Here is a 23935-nt window from a genome sequence, read left to right on the forward strand (position 1 = left end):
TTTGACCCAAAATACGGTTAGCCCTTGAAAAAGGCCTGTCTACATGGTAAAACTGTTTACTGACAACTTCTTAGGTATATATAAAGTACATATTCCTATGAGAGGGTTTGAATATATGTACGACAAACTCCTGCTCGGTGTAGGGGTTGTATTGCTGGGGTTGCTGTGGGTGCAGTTTCCGGCAATACCAGAGATGGATGCGCAAGACCACATTCGCTATACCTCCGATGAGTCGGAGGTGGTGCTCAACTCCAAAGCCCGCTTTTTAAAGCCTTCCAAAGCACTTTCGCCACGCCAGGTCATCAAAATACAGCTGCACGCCCTGCAGCGGAACGACATAAGCGACAGCGGCATCATCACGGTCTTCAACTTCTCTTCACCGGCCAGCCGCGTGAGCCTCGGGCCTTTAAACCACTTCCGGATGATGGTGCGCGACCCGGCCTACAGTCCTATGCTGAACTTTGTTTCGTACAAAACCGGAAAATTGGTGACAACCGATGACACGGCCTACCAATTGGTGCTGGTGAGAGGGGCGAATGGCGAAGAAGCCGCTTACCTGTTCATTCTGGCGAAGCAGCGCAAAGGCATGTACAAAGGCTGTTGGATGACCGTGGGCGTAGCACGCCAGGACGCCAGCAACAGGCAGAGCAGCCTGATTTAATATTCACCTTTTTACAAGAGCAGGTATGGCACAAATCGGATTTGCCTACAGCGCCAGTTCCATTCTGATGTCGGCGCGCTCGTAGATGCTTGGCGGCATGGGCACCTCCACAAAGCCCAGCCGGCGGTATAGATTAAGCGCCGGAACCAGTTTTCTGTTCGATACCAGGTATACCTTGGATGCCCCGATTTCTCTGGCTTTCCGAATGGCCGCTTCCCCCAACAGTTTTCCTACTTTAAGACCTTGCGCCTTGGGCGTCACAGCCATTTTGGCCAGTTCGTATATTCCTTCTCCATCGTTCAGCAGGGCGCAGGTACCCACTATCTCGTCTTTGTAACGCGCCATCAGGATATGTCCGCCTTTGTCTAGGATATAGCCCTGCGGGTCGCCGAGCGATTTGCGGTCCGCCTCCTCCAGCACGAAATACCGGGTTATCCATTCTTCATTCAGAGCACGGAACATGTCGGCGTGCTGCGACTCGAAATCCAGTATCTGTACGGTTGCTTCGGAATCGGTGGTATGCATATTGGGTACGTGATTTCTGCAAATTTACGGGAAGGTAAGGGCAGTGCCAAATGAGCAAGCTGCTACACCCTATCTTTTCCACGGCATCAGCAGTATACCTCTTGGACTTTCAAATCCTTGTCTGCAGCTTATGGACCAGACCATCTCCCTTTGGTTACCCATCGCCTATACCTTGTTTCTGCTGGTGCTGGTGCCCGTGTACTGGCGGCACTACGGCCCCGGCAACTTCCTGTGGTTCTCCGATGTGGCGCTGTTCTCAGTAGGCATCGTGCTGTGGACGGAGAGCCGCCTGCTGCTGAGCATGATGGCCGTGGGGGTGCTGGGGCTGGAGCTCGTCTGGAACTTGGACTACTTCGGGCGGCTGCTCACACGCAGGCGACTACTGGGACTGAGCAACTACATGTTCCATAAAGACAAGAGCCTGTTCCTGCGGGGACTGTCGTTGTTCCATGTCTTTCTGCCGGCCATTGTCATCTGGCTGCTGGTGGAGTGGGGCTACGATACCCGCGCTATTTTTTACCAGACGGCCCTGGCCTGGGTGGTGCTGCCGCTCTGCTATCTGTACACCGACCCGAAGGAGAACGTCAACTGGGTATTTGGTCTGGGCGACGAGCCACAGCGTAGCATTTCGCCTGGGCTATACCTGGTGCTGGCCCTGCTCTTCTTCCCAGTAGGCATATACCTGCCCTCGCACTTGCTGCTGCAGTGGATTTTCAACTAACCAGGGGCAATAAAAAAGCGGGCAGAACCCGCTTTCTTACTCACCTTAAACAAACACTAAATACTTTGTGGGGAATTGGCGTCCGGCACCTTCACCTTCTCAGAGGTCTTGAGCCCCGACACCACTTCTATGTTGATACCGTCTGATATGCCGGTTTTCACTTCGCGTCTCTCGAACACCTGCGGCGCTTTCTCCACCTCCACGTACGGCTTGTCCTTCTCAAACTTGAGCATGCTCTCCTTGATGGCCAGCACTTTCTCGCGCTTGTCCAGCACGATATCAGCGTTGGCGCTATACCCTGCCCGGATGAAATCCTTCTCGTCGAGCATCACCTTGGCCCGGATGGGGAACTTGATGGAGCCTTCCTCCAATATCCCTTTCGGGGCGATGTATTCTAGCTTGGCATTGAACACGCGGCCCTCGATGGCGCCTATGGTCAGCAGCAGGTCCATGTTCTCCTTCAGCTTGCCCACCTCCGACTCGTCTATCTTGCCCTCAAACACGAGGCTGCGCATATCGGCCACGATGGCGATGGTGGTGCCCTCGTTGAAGTTGTTGCGCTCGATGATGGAGGTACCCGCTTTCACCGGCACGTCCAGCAGCATGCCGTCGATGGTGGAATAGACCAGATTGGAGGCCTGTCCGCTGCGCTTAGACGCGCCTTCGCGCACCAGCTGCAGGTTGTTCTCCGCTGACTGCAGCGCCTCGCGCTTCAGGCTGAAGTCTGCCTTGTACTTGCGGTACTCCTGCTCCGGAATCACCTTCTTAGCATACAGTTGCTCATACCGCTCCAGTTCACGTTTGGCCTCGTCGAAGTTGATGCGGGCGGTCTCCAGCGTGTTCTGCGCGTTGTTCACGTTCACAATGTTGGGCACGATTTTGATTTTAGCCAGCAGCTGCCCCTGCTTCACAATCTGGCCTGCCTCCACGTATAGCTCCTCCACGATGCCAGACACCTGCGACTTCACCTGCACTTCCTTGCGGGGCACGATGGAACCGGTGGCCACTGTTTTCTTCACGATGTCGGTGGTGAAGGGCGCCTCTGTTTTGTAGACTACCGGGTCTGTGTTCGATTTCTTGTAGAAGTAGTTGCCCAGCCACACCGACAGCGCCAGGAAGACCAGTACGAACAGTCCGATAAATACCTTTTTCATAGGGATAGATGCTAATGTGTGTTTGTTTGTGTTGATACTCCGCTAAAATCACTCTTCCTGCAGCGCCACCACCGGGTTGACCCGCGCGGCTTTGGTGGCAGGTATAAGACCGGCCAGCGCACCAGCCGCCACCAGCAGCACAGTGGCCGTCACGGCGACGCCCAGGTTCACCTCTGGAGGCCCGAAGAAGCCCGCCTGCACCTCGTTCTTCACCATGATGTACTCTATGAGGGCAATCAATCCGGTGCCGGCCAGCAGGCCGGTATAGCCGGCAAAACCTGTGATGACAATAGACTCCTGTATAATCAGGCTGACGATAGAAATCGGCGTGGCCCCCAGCGCCTTGCGTATACCTATCTCTTTGGTACGCTCCTTCACCACAATCAGCATGATGTTTCCCACCCCAATGATACCGGCCAGGATAGTGCCGATGCTCACAAGCCAACTGAAGCCCGCTATACCTGCAAACAGCCCCTGCACGTCCTGAAACTCCTTTTCTATGTTGGCTGAGCCAAAGGCCTTAAGATCGGTGGGTGCCACATTGTGGCGTTTCATGAGCAGGGTTTTCACCTTCTCCTCCACCACCTCGGCTGGTATACCTGGCTTGGGCGTCAAGGCAAGAAAGCCTACCTGATTTGGTTGGTTGAAGGCCTGCTGCAACGTGGTATTGGGTATATAAATCGTCTGTGCGTCCTCCACCACGTCCTCGTCTTTGCCCAGCGGCTCAAACACACCCACCACCTGGAAGTAGATGCCTTTGATGCTGATGTACTTGCCAATGGGGTTCTCCCCTTTCTCGAACAGCAGCTCCAGCGTGCGAGGACCCACCACGGCCACTTTCCGTTTCTCGTCTATGTCCTTCTGGTTGATGAAGCGCCCGCTGGTCACATTGGTCGGCTTCACCTGCAGCACCTCGGGTGTCTCGCCGTTCACGGTGAAGGCCGAGCTCTTGGTGCCGTACACCACCGAAAAGCTTCCGCGCAACTGGTTGCTTGGCGCGATGACGGCCACCTCCGGCACAAAGGCGCGTATAGCCGCCACATCGTCGTTAGTCATCTGGATGGTGCGGCCCGCCTTCAGCCCCATGTAAGGCACACTAGTGCGTTGCGTCCACAAGAACACGGCGTTCTTGGCGATGTTGAACTCACTCACGATGCCCTTCTCAAGACCCTTGCCGGCTCCCAACAGCAACACCAGCATGAAAATGCCCCAAAACACCCCGAAAGCCGTCAGCGCCGTGCGGAGCTTGTGCTTCTTCACGGTGTTGTAAATCTCGGTCCATTTATCGATGTCAATCATTGTGTCTTTGATTGGAAAATGTCTTGCTCTTTGATAGGCATGCGTTGAAGCGACAGTAATTGCGCGTAGCTGAATCCACACCTACTGTTGAAAACCAACCACCATCTTAATCCGCCCGCAGCGCTTCAATCGGTTTTATTCTGGCTGCTTTCAGGGCGGGCATCAAACCGGCCAGGGCGCCTGATACCACCAGCACCAGGGTGGCTGCCAATGCCACGCCAGGGTCTACCTCCGGGTTGGCGAAGAAAGGCGCCTCCTCCCCCGACGACTCCATCATGTACTCCAGCCCGGCTAGCACACCCGTTCCGGTCAGTAGCCCCAGGTAACCCGAGAAGGCCGTAATCACCACGGACTCCTGCAGGATGAGGCTGACGATGGACATGGGTGTCGCCCCCAGCGCCTTGCGTACGCCAATCTCACGGGTTCTTTCCTTCACAATGATGAGCATGATGTTGCTCACTCCGACTATACCCGCTATCAAAGTGCCTATACCTACAATCCAGACAAAAATCTTGATGCCGGTGAACAGGCCCATCACCTTGAGGAATTCAGCCTCAGTATTCTCGATGCCGATGGCCATCTCATCTTCTGTAGCGAACTTGTGCCGTTGCGCTAGCAGGTTCCGAAGGCGGTCCTCCATGACCTCGGCGCTCACACCAGGCTCGGCCACCAGCGCCATCATCTGCACTTGGTTGGGTTGGTTGAAGGCGGTCTGAAGCGTTGAGAAGGGAATATAAGCACGTTCTTCGCGGCGGCTGCTGTTGTTGCCGCGCATCTTAAAAGTGCCCACCACTTTGAAATGTATACCCCGTATGTTGACGTACTCGCCCACCGGGTCTGCCTCCTCTCCAAACAGCACCTGGCTCGCCTGGTCGCCTAGCACCACCACCTTGCGCTTCTCCCGCTCATCGTACTCGTTCAGCAGGCGCCCCCGAAAAGGTATCTCCCCGTTGAGTTTCAGGAAGCCGGGCTCCGCACCAAACACCTGGTAAGAACCGTTCTGGTTTTTGTAGTTGATGGTATACTCGCCCATCACCCGGTTGCGGGGTGCCAGTGTGTTGATGTCGCTCACCTCCCGCTCCAGTGCGCTCAAATCCTGATTCGTGAACTTCACCTCCCGGCCCGGCGGCATGCCTTTGTGCGCCAGCGCCGTCTTGCCACTCCACACGTAGATGCTGTTCTTCGCGCCCGCCCCAAAACGGTTATACACGCCATTCTCTAGGCCCTTGCCCGCTCCCAGCAGCAGCACCAGCATGAAGATGCCCCAGAACACGCCAAAAGCCGTTAGGAACGTACGCAGCTTGTTTTTCTGCATCGTGCCCAATATCTCCTGCCATTTGTCTACATCGAACATCTCTTTGCTGGTTACTGGTGGTGGTTGATTGGTAGTATATGTCTTTTGCCTAACCCTTGGCCGCGACGGCTTCTGCAGCCAAGATTGTCTCCTCTGCCTGTTGGTCGTTGTCCATGATTAGCCCATCTTTCAAGCGTATGATGCGTTGCGTCTGGGCGGCGATATCATTCTCGTGCGTCACGATGATGACAGTCATGCCCTTGCGGTTCACATCCTTGAAGATGTCCATCACATCGTAAGAGGTCTGCGTGTCGAGGGCTCCGGTCGGTTCGTCGGCCAGTATGAGCTTGGGCTGCGAAATAAGGGCCCGAGCAATGGCGACGCGCTGCTTCTGCCCACCCGATAGCTCGTTTGGCGAGTGCTCTGCCCAGTCTCTCAGCCCTACCCTGTCCAGGTACTCCAGGGCCAGTTTGTTGCGCTGCTTGCGGCCTACGTTCTGGTAGTAGAGCGGCAGCGCCACGTTCTCCATGGCATTTTTGAAGGAGAGCAGGTTGAACGACTGGAAAACAAACCCCAGGAACTTGTTGCGGTAATAGGCCGCCTTCGCAGCCGACAGGTTGCGAATGGGGGTTCCGGCCAAGGTATACTCGCCCATGTCATAGTCATCCAGTATGCCCAGTATGTTGAGCAGGGTAGACTTGCCGGAGCCGGAAGAGCCCATGATGGACACCAACTCCCCTTCGTGCACTTCCATGTCTATACCTTTGAGCACATGCAACTTGTTGTGCCCCACCGCATAGTACTTGTGAATGTTGTGTAAGTGTATCATAGGCGGAGAATGGATATGCCGGTAACTATGTGTACGCTAGTTTGCAATACAAGGTACTATATATTTTGTTAATCTTTACGCTGTATTATACCTACAACGCTTCATTCTCGACAAACTGCTCTTGGTTTTCTACCAAACCCAGTAATTTTTAGCTTGAATGTGGAAGTTTTTTAGCCAAAGCCTACCTTCCTTAAGTAAAAAGCAAACCGGTTTTGAGCTAACAGCACCTCTTGTTGGAATAGATGCCGCAGGATGAGTGAAGGTTGCCTGTGCTTCCCTGTTTTTTGAGCAGCACCAGGTATGGGATAGGCCATACGGCTGCGAAGGGCATAAAAAAAAGACCTGCAGAAGCAGGCCTGTTACATTGTTAATGAATCAAATAGGATGTGAATCAGGCTTCTTCGGGCGATGGCACTAGGTTTTTTTTGCCGAAAGCGTAGTAGAATACCATGCCCACTACAGGCAGCACCACCACCACAAGCAACCAAATGAGTTTATCCGTAGACTCTTTGAACGAGCTGGTCATCACCTCAAAAATGGCAAAACCCCATAGGGCCACGGGAAGCGTGAGCAGGAGCAACTCAAAAGGACCTAGTCCACCGAAAGTAATGTCTGCGCTTGTCATCATAGAAGTAAATATTGGTTCGTTTAAATATATAATATTTACAATAAAACAACTACGAATTGCCTGAAAATTTGCCTCCGCTTCTGTATTTAAGCCCATGTTCTCACCTGATTTGCCTGAACCGGTCCTTTTTCACCCTCTGAAACACCACCTGGGGTATGCCAAAGCGTTCATAGAGCAAGGTTTGCATGCTCCCACGGCGGAACTGCAAGCGGCCTTGCGCACGCTGGGCTCCTCGCAAATGGATGTCTATATCGGGCAGATGACAGTGGCACAGATAGCCGAGGAGGTAGTGGTATACCTGCAAAGCCAGAGCCTGCTGCGGCCCGCCGCATTCCGGCTCCACCTCAACGCTGGTGGCGCAGACTATAGCACCCTGCCCCTATCGGATGGCTCCGGCTGGATACTGCGCTGGGGCACTGTGGCCGGTAGGCATGTGCACCTGCACCCGGCCCGTTACTCCCCCCATACCTGGCGCATCAAAGCCAACACACCCAAGACGGCATTGGCCGCCAGCATCGCTTCCAGACAATCAGACATACCTGCCCTTGATGTACAGCTGGTCAACCGGGTGCGGGTGGAGTGGCTGGGGCTGCCACCCGTAAAAGACCTAGGTGCAGCAGCGGGTTTTGAGCGGGTGCTCGGTTTGCTGGCTTAGGTATAGCTTGCTTTATTATCCAGGATTAGGGTTTGCTGGGGGAAGTATTCAGGTGCTCAATCATCGCCAAGAAGTTCTCTTTGTAGGTTTCGCCTACAGGTATGACGGCCTCGCCTATGAAAATCCTGTTCCGCTCGATGGAGTCTATCTTGTCAAGGGAGATGATGTAGGACTTGTGCACCCGCACGAACTGCTGGCCCGGAAGCTGCTCTTCCATCTTCTTGATGTTCCGCAGCGAAAGTATCCGCTCCGTCTTCGTGTAGATGGACACGTAGTTCTGCAGACCCTCCACATACAGAATGTCATCCAACCTCACTTTGACGATTTTATACTCCGTCTTCACAAAGATGATGTCGCGGGAAATCTTATCAACTGCGTTTTCTATCGGTTGAGGCGCGGGAGCCGGCACGTTGGATTGTTGCATTTCGAGGAGCTGCCGTGCCTTTTGCGCCGCCTTGTAAAACCGGTCAAAGGCGATGGGCTTGAGCAGGTAGTCTATGACATTGTGCTCATAGCCCTCCAGCGCATACTCGGTGTAGGCGGTCGTCAGGATGACGCGGCACTTGTCCCCCAGAATCTTCATCACCTGTATACCTGTCAGCTCAGGCATCTGTATGTCCAGGAAGAGTAGGTCTATCTTTTCCTGCTCCACGAGCCGGAGCGCCTCCAGCGCACTGGTGGTACTGGCCACAAACTCCAGGAAATCTATCTTGTTGATGTAGTCTGTGAGGATGTCCAGGGCCAGGGGTTTGTCGTCTACCACAAGGCAGCGTATTGTTTTCATGGTGTGTCTTATTCAGTTCTAAAGTGCCTCTGCAGGTATAGCCTTGGCTTTCATCGTTTTGGCTTTGGCAGCCAGGATGTTGTGCAGTTGTAGAGTGAGGTTGACGGTATAGGTATGCTCGTCTTCAGAGATACCCAGGTCATACCTGTCCGGGTATAGCAACTCCAGTCGGCGGCGCACATTGGCCAGCCCGATGCCGCCGGTCCTGTCTTTCTGGTCTCTGTTTTTCCGGTTATACACCCTGAACAGCAGCGTGCCACCTTCTACCTGCAGCCGGATGTCTATCGGGTGGGCCGGGTCTGTGCAGATGCCGTGTTTGAAGGCGTTCTCTACGAAGGAGATGAGCAGGAGCGGCGCAATATGGTTTTTTGCCATGTTTCCTGCGCAGCTATACCTGATGTAGGCATTCCCTTTTAGCCCGATTTTCTGCAGCTCCACGACATCCTGCAGGTAATCGGCCTCCTTGCTGAGCGGCACTCGCTCCTGCTCGCTCTCGCGCAGCATGTAGCGCAGCAAACCCGACAGCTTAAGCAGGGCATTGGGCGCAAGGTCTGATTTCTGGTAGGTGAGCGCGTAAATGTCGTTGATGGTGTTGAACAGGAAGTGTGGGTTTATCTGCGACTTCAGGAAGGCTAGTTCCGTGGTCAGTTTTGCCTTCTCCAGCTCCTTCTTCTCGTCCTGCGCCTTGAAATAGTCCACCACATAGCCATAAGCTATACCTAGCATCAGGTACATCAGGCTCGCGTTGAGCACACTCTGGAAAATCCAGACCATCGTAATTTCGCGTCCATAGGTGGCCCAACTGAAGTACTTCAAAAGGATGATTTCCAGCAGGTAGTGTACCGGCGTAAAGGCCACCAGCAGCAGCAGCACGCTCAGCGCATACAGCCCATACCTGCCCTTGCCGAAAAAGCAGGGTACCAGCACCAGCGCATTGACATAAAACAATGCCGCTGTCAGCAGCGTGCGCACAAAGTCGATGGCCGTGGTTTTATAGAGCGAGGCCAGTGTGTACTGGGCATCATAGAAGTAGTAATACTGGAAGCCGTAAATCGTGTCCTTGAAGAAGTCGAAGAACCAGAACAGGCAGTGGAAGAGGATGATTTTCTTCTTATTCATCCCTAAAAATAGAAGAATAGATTTGAATATGACTAGCAAAATATACCAACTAAGTAAAAACATACAGCAACCGCTATACCTGCTGTAGCAACCTGTTTCTGCCCCTCATCTGGCGTTCGTCAACTGAAAACGCCGGTTGGTGTATTGTGTTCGCTAGGCCTGCTCCGGGGCGTGTATGTTTGTATCAGTTAATCGCTACAGACACAACACACACTATACCCATGAAAAAGCCACTCTGCATCTTCGTTCTTCTTTTTGCCTCTGTACAGCTCTCTTTCGCCCAAACAATGCCCGACTCCGTGAAGGCCTATGTGACGCAGGCGCTGGATATCATGAAGAGAGAATCCATCCACAAGCACCAGGTGGATTGGGACAAAGTCTATGCCCAGACCTTTGAGAAAGCGAAGAACGTCAGCACCATAAAAGAAGCCTACCCGGCTATCAACTATGCCTTAGCGGAACTGAAGGACGGCCACAGCAGGCTATACGAGCCCGAAATCATCCGTTCTTTGAAAGAATCAGGGTATGCCGGAACAACTACTCAAAAGCTGCCTATGCCAACAGGAAACATGATTGACGGGAAGTATGCCTTTATCTCCATACCTGGTTTTGCTGCTATGCAGAACAAAGAACAGCTCGCTTTTGTAGACTCTGTGCAGAGCGTAATCAAATTTTTGGATGCGCAGAACCCCAAAGGCTGGATTATAGACTTGCGCCTGAACCAAGGTGGAAACCTGGAACCAATGTATGCGGGTTTGATACCTTTGTTAGGGGAAGGGAAACTGATTGGCTGGGCAGATGCAGATAACAAGATAACCTACCAGACCTACAAGAATGGGGCAGTCACCGGCCTGTTCGACAGCCTGGAGCATAGCATTGAAAAGCCATACACGGTAAAAAGCAAGAACCTGCCCATAGCAGTGCTGATAGGAAGCAGCACCGCAAGCTCAGGCGAAATGACGGCCATCGCGTTTGTAGGCAGGAAGCATACAAAGCTCATAGGCACCAACACAGTTGGGTTGACCACCGGCAATAACCCAAGAGTTTTATCGGATGGTGCGTGGCTGAACTTGACCTCCTCCAGAGCGGCGGACCGCAGCGGCAGGGTATACGGCAAAGGGCTGACTCCTGACATCACCCTGCAACTTACGAAAAGCACCATCACGAACAGCTACTTATACATCAGCGCCGCCATCAGGCACATCGACAAACCCAAGAAATAACAGATTGAGATAAATCAAAACAGGCAGTGCTACTCCTAAGAATAGCACTGCCTGTTTTATTATGTGGGTATCTGTCTTTATCGTTAACAGCAATGATATTATCCGACGTGCTATAAAATCATCAACTATCGGTGCTGCTACCAAACAGGCTTTGTTGCCAGGGTAAGGTATGGTTGGCTGACTTATTCTTCCAGTTGCAGCACCACTGCCCTGGCGACTATCCAATAGGACAAAAAACTGAACAGGAAGACCATACAAAAGACTAGGAATACTTCTGCTATACCTGCGCCTACACTGCCGCCGACGTAGCCTGCCAGTAGCAGGGGCAGAATAAAGCCCAATACAAAAATCAACCTGATGGTGTTTCCGGGTACGCGCTTCATCTGCTCCATAGCAAGGCCGTTTATAACATTATAAATATTCCATGTTATAGCTTTACGGCTACATCGTTATAAAGTTGGTATTGCTATATAGTTATAAAAAAAGAGCCACTTTAGGAGGTGGCTCTTCTATACCTTGCTTTAAGGCTAATCACTAAATGTGCAGCGCACGGTTATCCGTAGCGGCCAGGCAGGCTTCTTTCATGGCTTCGGTATAGGTTGGGTGGGCATGGCTCATGCGGGCGATGTCTTCTGCAGAGGCACGGAATTCCATTGCTACCACCGCTTCGGCAATGAGGTCGGCTATACGCGGGCCAATCATGTGCACGCCCAGAATCTCATCCGTTTCCTTATCGGCCAGCACCTTCACAAACCCGTCGGTGTCCATAGACGCTTTGGCACGGCCAGAGGCTTTGAACGGGAAGGAACCTGTCTTGTAGGCACGGCCCTGCTCCTTCAACTGCTCCTCTGTAAAGCCTACGCCTGCCACTTCCGGCCAGGTATACACCACACCCGGAATCAGGTTATAATTGATGTGCGGCTTCTGCCCTACCATGTGCTCGGCCACAAACACACCTTCTTCTTCGGCTTTGTGGGCCAGCATAGCGCCACGCACCACGTCGCCTATGGCATATATGCCCGGTACATTCGTCTCCAGGTGGTCGTTTACGGCTATCATGCCGCGCTCTCCCATCTGCACGCCCGCATTCTCCAGGCCAAGGCCTTCGGTATATGGCCTGCGTCCTACCGATACCAGCACGTAGTCCCCATCAAAAGTCACCGTCTCCCCTTTCGGGTTTTCGGCCGTCACAGTCACGGTCTCGCCTTCGTTGGTGGCACCGGTCACTTTGTGGTTGAAGAAGAACTCAAAGCCGAGCGTCTTCTTCAGGATGCGCTGCAGCTCTTTGCCCAGCGAGCGGTCCATGGTCGGGATGATGGCATCCATGTACTCTACCACCTGCACCTTGGTACCCAGGCGCGCATACACAGACCCAAGTTCCAGACCAATCACACCACCGCCAATGATGACCATCTTCTTCGGAACCTCTGTCAACGACAAAGCCTCTGTAGACGTGATGATGCGTTTCTTCTCAATTGGCAGGAAGGGCAGCGCTGTCGGTTTAGAACCTGTCGCGATGATGGTCTTGTCTGTCTCAATCTCCTGCACGTTGCCGTCTATACCTGCTACCTTGATTCTGTTCTTGTCCACGAAAGAACCCAGGCCATAGTATGTGTCAATCTTGTTCTTCTTCATCAGGAACGCAATGCCGTCGTTGTTTGACTTCACCACTTCGCCCTTGCGTTTAATCATCTGCTGGATGTTCACCTGCAGGTTGTCCAACTCAATGCCGTGCGTCTGGAAGGTATGCGCCGCATTGTGGTAGTGCTCCGATGAGTCGAGCAGCGCCTTGGAAGGTATACAGCCTACGTTCAGACAGGTACCACCCAGCACGTTATACTTTTCAACAATAGCAGTCTTAAGCCCCAGCTGTGCACAGCGTATAGCCGCCACATATCCGCCAGGACCAGAACCGATTACGGTTACATCGTATTTCATTTGTTTTATACTTTAGTGAGAGCCGAACCCTCGTTCTGTATTTGATTCTAAGCAAAAAAAGGAGGAGCAAACTCTGTCGCTTACCCCTCCTCCATTCTTTCAATAAATTAAACGCCTAACAGCAGTCTCATTGGATCTTCCAACAGCTCTTTCACACGAACCAGGAAGCTCACGGACTCACGTCCATCGATGATGCGGTGGTCATAAGAGAGCGCCAAATACATCATCGGGCGAATCTCCACCTGTCCGTTCACGGCAACCGGGCGCTGCACGATGTTGTGCATACCTAGTATAGCCGACTGCGGCGCGTTGATGATTGGCGTCGACATCATGGAGCCGAATACACCACCATTGGTGATGGTGAAGGTACCGCCCGTCATCTCCTCAATAGACAATTTACCGTCGCGCGCTTTTTTGGCCAGACGAATCACTTCTTTCTCGATGCCATCCAGCGTCAGCTGCTCCGCGTTGCGGATAACCGGCACCACCAGGCCTTTTGGAGAAGAGACGGCGATGGAGATGTCGCAGAAATCGTTGAACACCATGTCATTTCCGTCAATCATAGCGTTTACCGCTGGCCACTCCTGGAGGGCAACGGTACACGCCTTCGTGAAGAAGGACATGAAACCAAGGCCCACCTCGTGCTTCTCCTTGAACTTGTCTTTGTACTTCGCGCGGATGTCCATGATAGGCTTCATGTCTACCTCGTTGAAGGTAGTCAGCATGGCCGTCTCGTTTTTCACCTGTACCAGGCGTCGGGCAACTGTCTTACGCAGTGAGCTCATTTTCTCACGGCGCTGATTGCGGTCGCCACTAGCAGCAGGAGCAGCAGCCTCCTGCTTGGCGGCCGGAGCCGCGGACTGGGCCGCAGCTGGCTGAGCGGCAGGTCTTGCCTGGGCGTTCTGCGCGTCCTCTTTGGTGATGCGGCCGTCACGACCTGAACCCTGTACATCACCTGGGTTGATGCCTTTCTCAGCCAATATTTTACCGGCGGCCGGAGACGGTGTGCCAGAAGCATAAGTCTGAGCGCCTGTCGCAGCGGCAGCGGCTGGCTGAGCCGCCTGCTGGGCAGCAGGAGCACTTGGTTGAGCAGCTGGTCTAGCAGCGCCTGCACCGGCTCCTGCCACAATGCGGCAAAGCAGCCCGCCAATTTCTACTGTGTCGCCCTGCTGGGCTACAATTTGCAGTGTACCGGCAGCCTCGGCTGGCAGTTCAAAGGTCGCCTTGTCTGATTCCAACTCGGCGATAACCTCGTCCATGGCAACCTGGTCTCCGTCGTTCTTCAACCAGTTGGCTATGGTCACTTCCGTGATAGACTCACCTACGGTCGGTACGCGCATCTCCACAGTTTCGGCGGTGCCTTGCGCAGCAGCCGGAGCTGAATCTTGAGCAGGAGCGGCGGCTTGTTGGGCAGCAGGGGCTGCCGTTTCCTGTTTGGCGGCAGGGGCCGCAGCCGGTGCGCTGCCTGTCGCTCCGTTCTGCTCGATGCGGCAGATGGTGGCGCCTACTTCAATGGTATCGCCTTCCTGCGCAACGATGCGTAAAATGCCTGCGGCTTCAGCGGGCAGTTCGAAGGTGGCTTTGTCAGATTCCAGCTCAGCAATTACCTCATCCATCTCCACACGGTCGCCGTCTTTCTTTAGCCACTGGGCTATGGTCACCTCGGTGATTGACTCACCTACAGCAGGCACTTTTACTTCTAAGCTCATATTTTTTTATCAATTATGAATTACGAATTATGAATTACGCATGCGCAGGTATAGCGGACAACACCATGTTGGATTATCCCCTATACCTGCCCATGATTAGATGGCAAACGCGCGCTCAACCAGCTCCTGCTGCTCTTTGCCGTGTATCTTGTTGTAGCCGGTGGCAGGCGATGCGCTTGGCTTGCGAGCCACCACATCTTCCACACCGTGGCGCATGGTGCGCAGGATGTACATCCAGCTGCCCATGTTCTCCGGCTCTTCCTGCACCCAGTATACTTTCGCATTTTTGTACTGCTTCAGCTCCGCCTCCAGCTGCACTTTCGGGAACGGGGCCAGCTGCTCCATACGGATGATGGCCACATCGGTACGGTTGTTCTTCTGCTGCTCTTCCAACAGGTCGAAGTATACCTTACCAGTGCACAGCAATACTTTCTTCACAGATTTTGCAGATGCGTTCGCATCGCCAATCACTTCCCTGAACCCTCCTTTCGTGAACTCCTCCACCGGAGAAACCACGTTCGGGTGGCGCAGCAATGACTTAGGCGCCATGTTGATGGCTGGCTTGCGGAACGGCAGCGCCAATTGCCGGCGCAGGAAGTGGAAGAAGTTAGCAGGTGTCGTGATGTTTGTCACGTACATATTGTTTTCGGCAGACAGCTGCAGGAAGCGTTCCGGACGGGCATTGGAGTGCTCCGGGCCTTGGCCTTCGTAGCCGTGCGGCAACAGCATCACTACGCCGTTCATGCGCTGCCACTTCGACTCAGTGGCAGAGATGAACTGGTCTATCATTACCTGGGCGCCGTTGGCGAAGTCGCCGAACTGAGCCTCCCATATAACCAGCGCGTTCGGGTTGGCCATGGCGTAACCGAACTCAAAGCCTAGCACGCCATACTCTGAAAGCAGGGAGTTGTAAATCTCCAGTTTTGGCTGTTTTTCCTGAATGTAGTTTAGGCTGGAGTAAGGGGCACTTGTGTTGGCATCGCGCAGCACGGCATGACGGTGTGAGAACGTGCCACGCTGCACATCCTGCCCGCTCAGGCGTACAACTTTTCCTTCCAACAGGACAGAACCGTAGGCCAGCAGTTCGGCGGCAGCCCAGTTCAGCTGACGGCTCTCAAAGAACATATCCCGGCGCTCCTTAAGCAGCTTCTCAATCTGCTTAAGCGGCTTGAAGCCCTGCGGCACAGACGAAAGCGCCTGCCCTACTTTGGCTATCGCCTCTTCGGATATACCTGTCTCTGGCGACTGGTTGAAATCTTCAGGCTTGGAGCGACGCAGCGACTGCCACTCCTTCTCCAGGCTCTGGTAGTTGTAAGGAAGCGGCTTCTGCTTCACCATATCCAAGCGGTCCTGCAGCATCTGCCGGAACTCCTTGTCCATTGATTGGGCCAGTTCTGCATCAATCTCGCCGTGGCTTATCAACTCTTTGTTGTATACCTCGCGCGGGTTCGGGTGCTTGGATATCAGGTTGTACAAGTGTGGCTGGGTGAACTTCGGCTCGTCCGCCTCGTTGTGGCCATGACGGCGGTAGCACACCATGTCGATAAAGATGTCGTTTCCGAACCTCTGACGATACTCAGTTGCCAAACGCACGGCAAACACCACCGCTTCCGGGTCGTCTCCGTTCACGTGCAGCACTGGTGCATCGATTATCTTGGCTACGTCAGTACAGTAAATAGAAGAGCGGGCGTCTTCGAAATCAGTAGTGAAACCTACTTGGTTGTTGATGACGAAGTGTATCGTGCCGCCGGTCTGGTAGCCGTTTAGTTTGGCCATCTGCGTCACCTCGTACACAATTCCCTGACCAGCCAAGGCCGCGTCTCCATGAATCAGTATCGGCAGGATTTGCTTCGGGTCTCTGTCGTACATGCAGTCAATCTTGGCACGCACAAAGCCTTCCACCACCGGGTTCACCGCCTCCAGGTGCGATGGGTTCGGGGCCAGCTTCAGGTTTACAGTATTACCTGACGGAGTCACCACCTCAGAAGAGAAGCCCATGTGGTATTTCACGTCCCCGTCACCATAGGTCAAATCCGGAACGGCTGTGCCTTCAAACTCAGAGAAAATCTGCTCATAGGTCTTGCCCATGATGTTGGCCAGCACGTTCAGGCGACCGCGGTGAGCCATACCTATCACCACCTCTTTTGTGCCCAGTTCGGACGCTTTGTCAATGATAGCATCCAAGGCAGGTATAGTCGTTTCGCCGCCTTCCAGCGAGAAGCGTTTCTGGCCAAGGAACTTCGTATGCAGGAAGTTCTCAAACACCACCGCCTCGTTCAGCTTAGACAGGATGCGCTTTTTGTATTCTATACCCGGGTTGAAGGTCAGGAACTCTTTCTCGATTTTATTCTGCAGCCAAGCCAGCGTCTCCGGGTCACGGATATACATGTACTCGTAGCCAATCGGACCTTCGTAGATTTTCTGTACGGCTGCCACGATGTCGCGCAGCTTAGCGGGCCCGATGCCAATGATTTCACCCACCTGGAACACCGTATCCAGGTCTGCCTCGGAGAGACCGAAGTCTTTCAGGTCGAGCAGGGCCTTACGGTCTTTGCGCTCGCGCACCGGGTTAGTCTTGGAACGCAGGTGGCCGCGGGTGCGGTAGGCATATATAAAATTACGGACGGCCACTTCCTTGTCTGATTCACCGGCGGCTACAGGAGCCTTGGCTGGAGCGGCTTTGGCTGCGCCATCTGCCTCATGTCCGTTTTCGGTATAGGCTGTTGAGAACTCAAAGCCTTCAAAAAATTTGCGCCATCCAAAGTCTACTGACTCCGGGTCCTGCTGATAAGCTTTGTACAACTCATCGATGTAGGCACCATGCGCATTGGCGATATAGGTATATTTATCCATAGTCAACTTTACGGCTGTGTGTAAAGGCAAAGTTATGAGTATTTACAAGAAATCAAACTTTATGTATTCGCATACACAAATATGCCTGTTTTACAACTAGCTACCATACCCTTATACCTGTATTAGTCTAAGTTGTTATCCCTAAGACATCGGCAAGAGCAGCGGCGTCTTTCCCCGCTTATGTACTTTTTGATTGATGTATAGCCTGTTGCGAAGCGAAGCAGAAGTAAATAGAAACATAGGCACTTATAGCGGCCAATGGTTGTTTTGGTAGAGCAACACGAGAAGCACCATTGGCTACCAAAAAGAGAACTAAGAAATATAAAGCCACGGCCGCAGCGGCCCCTCTTACCGCACAGGAGAAAACAGCGCGTTATATGCGGGGCAACAAAGCCAAAAATACCATACCTGAGCTGCTGCTACGCAGTGCGCTATGGGAAAACGGCTTGCGTGGCTACCGTCTGCACTGGCGTAAAGCTCCCGGCAAGCCTGATATCTGCTATCCCTCCAGAAGGCTAGCCATCTTTGTGCATGGCTGTTTCTGGCACCGGTGCCCTCACTGCCAACCGGCTTTCCCTAAATCAAACCAGCCGTTCTGGGAGGAGAAGTTCCGCCGGAACCAGCAACGCGATGAACGTTACAAGATGATGTACCGGGAAGCTGGATGGCATCAGCTCGTCATCTGGGAGTGCCAGTTGCGAGATAATCTGGATGGCTGTATCACGCTGATACGGGAGCTGCACCGGGGTGTGCCGCCCAGTTGGCAGGTAGCAGCCTGACCAAAACGCGGGGTGGTGCAACTATAGGTATGAATTAAAGTATTATCTTCAGTACCTAAACTAGCAACCTACCCTATGAAAAAGAATGTAGCCTGCCTGGCACTGCTTGGCCTGCTCGCGTTTGCCTGCAACGAGAGCTCCCGTGAAGTGGCCGAAACCACTGAAGAGGAGAACGGAACAGAAGCAGTCAACGACAGCACGAACCTGCAGCCCGCTCTGCAAAGCATCACTACCGACGATTTGCTGCGCCATACCCAAGTGCTTGCCTCAGACGCCTTTGAAGGCCGAGGCCCTGGCACCGCCGGCGAAGACTCCACAGTCAACTACCTCACTCGTGAGTTCAAGCGCATAGGACTGCAACCCGGCAACCCGGATGGCACCTTTGTGCAGGAAGTGCCCATGTTCGGTTTCACAGCACAACCAAAAGCCAACCTTACAGCAGGCGGCAAAACCATCAACCTGAATTTCCCAAGCGACTATGTGGCGGTTTCGCGTCGCTTTGTGCCAGATGTCAACGTCAACAACTCAGACATCGTCTTTGTAGGTTACGGCATTGTGGCACCCGAATACGGCTGGGACGACTACAAAGGTATAGATGTGAAAGGCAAGACGATTGTGATGCTTATCAACGACCCGCCTATACCTAGCCCGGGAAACCCAAACCAACTCGACAGTACTATGTTCGGGGGAAAGGCCATGACCTACTACGGCCGCTGGACATACAAATATGAGATAGCCGCTGAGAAAGGCGCCGCCGCTGCCATCATCATCCACGAGACGGAGCCTGCTGGCTATCCTTACGAGGTGGTGTCAGGCAGCTGGAGCCGCGAGAACTTCGACATCAGCAACCCCGGCAAAAACATGGATCGTGTGGCGGTGGAGTCCTGGATAACGGAGGGCAAGGCCCGAGAGCTTTTCACGGCTGCCGGCAATAACTTTGAAAGGCTGAAGGAGGCCGCCAAGCAGAAAGGCTTCAAGCCTGTCGCTCTGAACGCAAAGGCTAACTTCACTATTAAGAACCAGCTGCGCGAAATAAAATCCAGAAACATTGTCGCCAAGTTGGAGGGCGCTGACCCGCAACTCAAGGAGGAGTATGTGGTATACACAGCTCATTGGGACCACTTGGGCAAAGACGACAAGCTGAAGGGAGACCAGGTATACAACGGTGCACTCGACAATGCGACCGGCACCGCCGGACTTCTGGAACTTGCCGAGGCTTTCGCTGAACTACCCACCAAACCTGAACGCTCAATTCTTTTCCTGGCAGTCACGGCTGAGGAGAAAGGGCTGCTCGGCTCCAAGTACTATGCAGAGAACCCACTGTACCCACTTAACAAGACGCTGGCCAACATCAACATGGATATACTGAATGCCTATAGCCCGACAGAAGACGTGATTGTGATAGGGTATGGAAACTCGACGCTAGAGGACATCCTAGAAGAGGAGGCGCGCTCTCAGAACAGGCGTATTGTGCCGGAGGCCTCACCTGAAAAAGGCTCTTTCTACCGCTCCGATCACTTTGAATTTGCCAAGAAGGGTGTTCCGGCGCTGTACGCCAAGTCTGGCGTGATAGGTCGCGACCAAGCCGCTGACTTTATCACGAAGAAGCAGGAGCAATACACAGCCGACGATTACCACAAAGTAAGTGACGAGGTGCGAGAAGACTGGAACCTGCAAGGAGCCGTAGAGGACCTGCAACTGTACTTCCGAGTCGGCCTACGGGTAGCCAATGGAGGTACTTATCCGGAGTGGAAGCCCAACTCAGAGTTCAAGGCGCGCCGCGACAGTTCACTCCAGCAACAGGCAACGCAGTAACTATACCTTGGTAAGAATAGAGCCTTCCTCTTAAGGGGGCTCTATCTATTTCCCCTTGCAATGGAGGCATCCAACTGTGATGTATCTGCGCACCAGTTCAACATTTTTCCATAGGTTGAGTACTTTGCCTTTGCGCTATCGTCTAACAAACTCTTAACTACAAATTAAATTAATACAAATATTCTGATTTTGGCAATCATCTTCAATCAGGTATAGCCTAAGCACAGCTATCAACTTACCCTTTAAAACCAGCTGTATACCTGCACATTACATACCGTCCACCCTTTTTGGAGGCACATTTTAAAATCTTATGGGTTACCTTTCCGTATAAACAGAATAAATAAGTACAAAATTACTTGTTTAACTAAACTTGAAAACCATGAAAAAGACCATAAAATTAGCTTTCGCTGCTTTCGCGTTTTTTGCTTTCACAGCATGTGGTACTGATAACAACACAGCTACTGAAACAGACACTGTTGACGAAGTAGAAACTGATATGGACATGAATACAGATATGGAAGCTGATACTACAACTGTACAGGACACCACCGTGAATGATGGTGTTGCAGATGATATACCAGAAGAAAAGCCAATTCAGTAATCTTATTAAATAAGTTGAGATAGAAGAGGTCTCTGCCAATAGCTGGCAGAGACCTCTTTTTTGTTTGGAGTAGCTAGAATGCATACCTAGCGTTCAAAGAAAAAGCGCCACTTCATACCAAGATGCCTTAATACTTGCTAAATTTAGCATATGGAAAATATGCCTTTGACAGAGGATGGCGCTACTATCGTGCTGATAGCGTCGGATGAAGCGTTGCGAGGAGCTGCTGCTCAATTGCAACGCTGTCACGAGCTTGCGCTCGACCTGGAATTCGACCAGAACCGCTTTACCTATGGTTTCAATTTGTGCCTTGTCCAGATAGCTGATGGCGATGGCACCTGCTATATCATTGACCCACTCCCCATCAGCGACTTGAGTCCCCTCTTCGCTGTGATTGAAAATCCAGCCATCACAAAAATCATCCACCACTCCAACAACGACATCCTATTACTCGACAAGATGGGATGCCACATTAAGGGAGTGATGGATACCGATGTAGCCGCTAAGATTCTCAACTACGAGCGGTCGTCGCTGGCTACAGTCTTGAAAGAGGAGTTCGGTAAGGAGATAGACAAGTCACAGCAGTCCAGTAACTGGAACAAGCGCCCGCTCACAGAGGAGCAGCTACGTTACGCCGCCATCGACGTGATATACCTGCACAAAATCAAAGCCAGGTTGCTGGAGGAGATTGAGAGGCTCGGGCGCCTGCACTGGCTGCAAGAAGAGAACCACTTGCTGGAGCAACTGCACTATACTGAGCCAGAAAACCCGCACCTCAAACTTCGCCATGCTTTCCGGCTGAACTACTACCAGCAGTACATCCTGAAAGCCATGTTCGCTTTCCGGGATGTTATGGCCCGCCAGTTCGACAAACCTGCCCCCTACGTCATTCCGAACGATGCCTTGGTAGAGCTGGCCAATAACCCCAACACGGATGTACATGAATGGCTCAACCACACCAAAGGGATTCATGGAAGCCTGAAGAAGCCTAAGAATGAGCGTCTGTTTCAAGATGCCCTCCAACAGGCGAAGGAGGAGGCCAAAACGAACCACATCAGCCATGACTATCCCGAGAACCGCTTCCACAGACCGCTGCGTACACCTGAGACAGAGCGACGCAAAGAGCAACTGACAGAAGTGCAAAAGCATATCATGGAGAAGTACGGAGAGTATACCTCTAGGCTGATAATGAACCAGAGCCTCATCACGGACTACAGCCAGACCGGCCGCTTGCGCTGCATGAAAAAATATGCAGCCGACATTGTTCTACAGGCGGCCCAGGAGTTAGGTATGGCTATACCTATTATGGAGCCAACAGAGCCAAATGAATGCAATTAAACAAGTATTTCTACAGACACATCTACAATAGAACATGGATACATTCAGAAAAGAGCATGACTTTTTAGGAGAAAGAGACATTCCGGATGCAGTATATTATGGCATACAGACCACTCGAGCTCTTGAGAACTTCCATATCACAGGTATACCCATCGCCAAAGAGCCTCTCTTTATCAAGGCGTTCGCCTATGTGAAAAAGGCCGCTGCTCTAGCAAATCAGCAATGCGGAGTGTTAAGTGCAGAAGTAACAGAGGCTATCTGCTATGCTTGCGACAGGCTCATAGCAGGCGAGTATCTTGATCAATTCGTTACGGATATGATACAGGGAGGGGCGGGCACTTCTGTAAACATGAACGTGAACGAAGTAATTGCCAATATCGGGCTGGAGCACCTAGGTCATCAGAAAGGCATGTACAATCACCTGCACCCCAACAACCATGTCAACTGCTCACAGTCTACCAACGATGCCTATCCAACTGCTTTCCGACTCGCCTTGTACTGGAAAATACAGAGCTTCATCGGAAGTCTGGAGGCACTGCAAAAGTCTTTTGCCGTCAAAGGAGAGGAGTTTAACCATGTATTGAAGATGGGACGCACACAGCTGCAAGATGCTGTTCCGATGACGCTCGGGGCCGAATTCCATGGTTTCTCTACAACTATACGTGAAGATATACAGCGCCTGCATGAGGTGAAGGCACTCATCTGCGAAATTAATATGGGGGCAACTGCCATAGGCACCTCTATCAATGCACCAGAGGGATATCCACAAATAGTAACACAAATACTGGCTGACTTGTCAGGTATACCTGTCGTGCTAGCCGAGGATTTAATCGAGGCTACCTGCGACACAGGAGCTTATGTGCAGGTCTCCGGCGTGCTAAAACGCTGTGCTGTCAAAGTCTCCAAGATTTGTAATGACTTGAGGCTCTTATCTTCAGGACCAAGAGCTGGACTGAACGAGATAAACCTACCAAGAATGCAGCCGGGATCCTCAATCATGCCCGGCAAAGTAAATCCGGTTATACCTGAAGTGGTAAACCAAACCGCCTATTACGTAGTGGGCGCAGACATGACCATTACCATGGCGGCAGAATCCGGCCAATTACAGTTGAACGTGATGGAACCTGTGATTGCTTTTAGCCTCTTCAGTTCACTCTCCTACCTAGAGAATGCGTGCTATACTTTGCAATCCAAATGTGTGGACGGAATAACAGCTAATGAGGAGATTTGCAAGAATATGGTGATGAACAGCATTGGTATTGTCACGTCTCTCAATCCTATAATAGGATACGAGGCTTCCGCATCCATTGCTAAAGAAGCTCTGGCAACAGGAAAGTCAATCCATGAAATCACTGTGTTGGAACGGAAAATAATAACCCAAGCTAAATGGGATGAAATTTTCTCAATCGAGAACCTCATTCACCCAAAGTTCATAAACGTTTAAAAGCCGCCGCTCAAATTGCCCACAATTACAAAGAAGAGGGGCTTCGCAGTCGTTTGCGAAGCCCTCTTCTTTGTAATTGTTTCTTCCCCCTACTAAAGAGTGTGTTTCCGCACTGTCTATTAATAAGTAATAATGAGTCTACTGATACTTACCTGACACTACTGACGATTTGAGTAGGTCAAGAAGCGTGGCTGCAGTACATTGAAAATACTGTAGCTTTACTTGTATCAATTCACAACTGTGCAGACACTCTTTTAGAAGAATTGCCTGGCTTTAAACGCGGACGGCCCCCGCGTCCATGTCGGATGCGGGGGCCGTCTCGTCTGTTGGGGTTGGCGGCCACCTACTCTCCCGGGTGTGACCCCAGTACCATCGGCGCAGCCGGGCTTAACTTCTCTGTTCGGGATGGGAAGAGGTGGACACCGGCGCCATAGCCGCCATTGTCTTGGCCCGGTTTCTGCGCGGGCGCCAATGGCTGATAAAGCTCTTTTACGTTTTGACTAGCTGGGAGAGAAAAAGCAAGGGTTTGCCAGGGGGCGGGCCGGCTCTGACCGGCCGGAGCGGGT

The 23935-nt window shown here is 52.4% G+C and carries 21 protein-coding genes and 1 rRNA gene; 9 read left to right on the top strand and 13 right to left on the bottom strand.

Features of this window, described 5'->3' with window-relative positions:
• The first annotated feature begins 115 nt into the window (after positions 1–115).
• Positions 116–661 (top strand): DUF4864 domain-containing protein, encoded by a 546-nt coding sequence (locus tag B051_RS22110; RefSeq protein WP_018479994.1) that lies wholly within the window; start codon positions 116–118, stop codon positions 659–661.
• Positions 662–706: 45 nt separating this feature from the next.
• Here B051_RS22110 and B051_RS0119900 read toward each other — a convergent pair whose 3' ends face one another.
• Positions 707–1186, bottom strand: coding sequence for a GNAT family N-acetyltransferase (locus tag B051_RS0119900; protein WP_018479995.1), 480 nt, complete (start codon positions 1184–1186; stop codon positions 707–709).
• 130 nt (positions 1187–1316) lie between these two features.
• On the opposite strand from B051_RS0119900, the gene B051_RS0119905 reads away from it, so the two are divergent.
• Positions 1317–1907: a hypothetical protein gene (locus tag B051_RS0119905; protein WP_018479996.1), complete on the top strand. Its 591-nt coding sequence runs from the start codon at positions 1317–1319 to the stop codon at positions 1905–1907.
• Between the two features lie 56 nt (positions 1908–1963).
• Here the strand turns inward: B051_RS0119905 and B051_RS0119910 are convergent, their stop codons facing one another.
• The 5 genes from B051_RS0119910 to B051_RS21695 all read right to left on the bottom strand — a co-directional run bounded on the left by B051_RS0119910 (position 1964) and on the right by B051_RS21695 (position 7111).
• The gene (locus B051_RS0119910; RefSeq protein ID WP_018479997.1) at positions 1964–3061 is read right to left on the bottom strand and encodes an efflux RND transporter periplasmic adaptor subunit; all 1098 of its coding nucleotides are present in this window, start codon (positions 3059–3061) and stop codon (positions 1964–1966) included.
• Between the two features lie 48 nt (positions 3062–3109).
• Positions 3110–4360 carry an ABC transporter permease gene (locus tag B051_RS0119915; protein WP_018479998.1) on the bottom strand — a complete coding sequence of 417 codons (1251 nt, stop codon included), beginning with the start codon at positions 4358–4360 and terminating at the stop codon, positions 3110–3112.
• Between the two features lie 106 nt (positions 4361–4466).
• Complete coding sequence (locus B051_RS0119920) at positions 4467–5714, bottom strand: ABC transporter permease (RefSeq protein WP_018479999.1); 1248 nt, start codon at positions 5712–5714, stop codon at positions 4467–4469.
• A gap of 49 nt (positions 5715–5763) precedes the next feature.
• The gene (locus tag B051_RS0119925; protein WP_018480000.1) at positions 5764–6483 is read right to left on the bottom strand and encodes an ABC transporter ATP-binding protein; all 720 of its coding nucleotides are present in this window, start codon (positions 6481–6483) and stop codon (positions 5764–5766) included.
• Between the two features lie 391 nt (positions 6484–6874).
• Entirely contained in the window at positions 6875–7111 is a 237-nt protein-coding gene (locus tag B051_RS21695; RefSeq protein ID WP_018480001.1) for a PLDc N-terminal domain-containing protein, read from the bottom strand.
• A 94-nt stretch (positions 7112–7205) separates the two neighbouring features.
• Between B051_RS21695 and B051_RS0119935 the strand changes: the two genes are divergently transcribed.
• On the top strand, positions 7206–7766 hold the full coding sequence (locus B051_RS0119935) for a hypothetical protein (protein ID WP_018480002.1): 561 nt from the start codon (positions 7206–7208) through the stop codon (positions 7764–7766).
• Positions 7767–7791: 25 nt separating this feature from the next.
• Here the strand turns inward: B051_RS0119935 and B051_RS0119940 are convergent, their stop codons facing one another.
• Both B051_RS0119940 and B051_RS21700 read right to left on the bottom strand, forming a co-directional pair.
• Positions 7792–8550, bottom strand: coding sequence for a LytR/AlgR family response regulator transcription factor (locus tag B051_RS0119940; RefSeq protein WP_018480003.1), 759 nt, complete (start codon positions 8548–8550; stop codon positions 7792–7794).
• An 18-nt stretch (positions 8551–8568) separates the two neighbouring features.
• Entirely contained in the window at positions 8569–9669 is a 1101-nt protein-coding gene (locus B051_RS21700; protein ID WP_018480004.1) for a sensor histidine kinase, read from the bottom strand.
• 221 nt (positions 9670–9890) lie between these two features.
• Here B051_RS21700 and B051_RS0119950 point away from each other — a divergent pair, with 221 nt between their 5' ends.
• Positions 9891–10892: a S41 family peptidase gene (locus tag B051_RS0119950; protein WP_018480005.1), complete on the top strand. Its 1002-nt coding sequence runs from the start codon at positions 9891–9893 to the stop codon at positions 10890–10892.
• A 182-nt stretch (positions 10893–11074) separates the two neighbouring features.
• On the opposite strand, the gene B051_RS0119955 is transcribed toward B051_RS0119950, so the two are convergent.
• The 4 genes from B051_RS0119955 to B051_RS0119970 all read right to left on the bottom strand — a co-directional run bounded on the left by B051_RS0119955 (position 11075) and on the right by B051_RS0119970 (position 17392).
• Complete coding sequence (locus B051_RS0119955) at positions 11075–11284, bottom strand: hypothetical protein (RefSeq protein WP_018480006.1); 210 nt, start codon at positions 11282–11284, stop codon at positions 11075–11077.
• Between the two features lie 142 nt (positions 11285–11426).
• Positions 11427–12830, bottom strand: a complete 1404-nt coding sequence (gene lpdA / locus B051_RS0119960; RefSeq protein ID WP_018480007.1) for a dihydrolipoyl dehydrogenase — start codon at positions 12828–12830, stop codon at positions 11427–11429.
• Between the two features lie 107 nt (positions 12831–12937).
• Positions 12938–14539 carry a 2-oxoglutarate dehydrogenase complex dihydrolipoyllysine-residue succinyltransferase gene (gene odhB / locus B051_RS0119965; protein ID WP_018480008.1) on the bottom strand — a complete coding sequence of 534 codons (1602 nt, stop codon included), beginning with the start codon at positions 14537–14539 and terminating at the stop codon, positions 12938–12940.
• 96 nt (positions 14540–14635) lie between these two features.
• On the bottom strand, positions 14636–17392 hold the full coding sequence (locus tag B051_RS0119970) for a 2-oxoglutarate dehydrogenase E1 component (protein WP_018480009.1): 2757 nt from the start codon (positions 17390–17392) through the stop codon (positions 14636–14638).
• 293 nt (positions 17393–17685) lie between these two features.
• Here B051_RS0119970 and B051_RS0119975 point away from each other — a divergent pair, with 293 nt between their 5' ends.
• The 5 genes from B051_RS0119975 (at position 17686) to aspA (ending at position 23369) form a co-directional block, all read left to right on the top strand.
• Entirely contained in the window at positions 17686–18171 is a 486-nt protein-coding gene (locus tag B051_RS0119975; RefSeq protein ID WP_018480010.1) for a very short patch repair endonuclease, read from the top strand.
• Positions 18172–18246: 75 nt separating this feature from the next.
• Positions 18247–19986: a M28 family metallopeptidase gene (locus tag B051_RS0119980; protein ID WP_018480011.1), complete on the top strand. Its 1740-nt coding sequence runs from the start codon at positions 18247–18249 to the stop codon at positions 19984–19986.
• A 379-nt stretch (positions 19987–20365) separates the two neighbouring features.
• Entirely contained in the window at positions 20366–20587 is a 222-nt protein-coding gene (locus B051_RS0119985; RefSeq protein WP_018480012.1) for a hypothetical protein, read from the top strand.
• Between the two features lie 150 nt (positions 20588–20737).
• Positions 20738–21925, top strand: coding sequence for a ribonuclease D (locus B051_RS0119990; protein WP_018480013.1), 1188 nt, complete (start codon positions 20738–20740; stop codon positions 21923–21925).
• Between the two features lie 34 nt (positions 21926–21959).
• Positions 21960–23369: an aspartate ammonia-lyase gene (gene aspA, locus B051_RS0119995; RefSeq protein WP_018480014.1), complete on the top strand. Its 1410-nt coding sequence runs from the start codon at positions 21960–21962 to the stop codon at positions 23367–23369.
• Between the two features lie 330 nt (positions 23370–23699).
• Here the strand turns inward: aspA and rrf are convergent.
• A 5S ribosomal RNA gene (gene rrf, locus B051_RS0120000) occupies positions 23700–23811 on the bottom strand.
• Positions 23812–23935 lie beyond the last annotated feature (124 nt).

It is taken from the genome of Pontibacter roseus DSM 17521 (assembly GCF_000373265.1).
Lineage (GTDB): Bacteria > Bacteroidota > Bacteroidia > Cytophagales > Hymenobacteraceae > Pontibacter > Pontibacter roseus.